The 412-nt window shown below is 34.5% G+C and carries 1 protein-coding gene; it reads right to left on the reverse strand.

Translation table 11 applies throughout. The annotated features are described in order from the left end of the window. A partial coding sequence (locus SB717_RS33870; protein ID WP_410907186.1) for an LCP family glycopolymer transferase occupies window positions 1–412 on the reverse strand: 412 nt, incomplete at both ends.

The following is a 412-nucleotide window of genomic DNA, read 5'->3' on the forward strand; positions in this document are numbered from 1 at the left end:
ATCAACAATTTTGATAAAGGATTTAAAGTTGAATTTTACATAATAATCAACTGGAACATCTAAAAAGTTCTCTACCGTATCAATTGTGCTGTCTACACCACCGAATACGTGAGCATGTGTAATTTTATCGTATTTATCACGTGATTTAATGTAGACGCGTGAGTCACGTGGAATGCTTACAAGTTTAACGGATTTATCGTTTTTATTAATTGTTGCAAGTAATAACGCATCTGTTCGAGTTGCTTTTCCATAACCTTTTTCCCTAATTTCACTTTCATCAACACCCATAATAAGTACGGAAATGTTGTCGGTCATAGGTTTAACAGCTTTTTCACGTTTACTGGACTTATCTCCTCGACCTAGTTCAGCATAAGCATTATTTAAGACGGACTTTGCTTTACTGTATATATGG

This window comes from Priestia sp. SIMBA_032 (genome assembly GCF_046535215.1).
Taxonomy (GTDB): domain Bacteria; phylum Bacillota; class Bacilli; order Bacillales; family Bacillaceae_H; genus Priestia; species Priestia aryabhattai.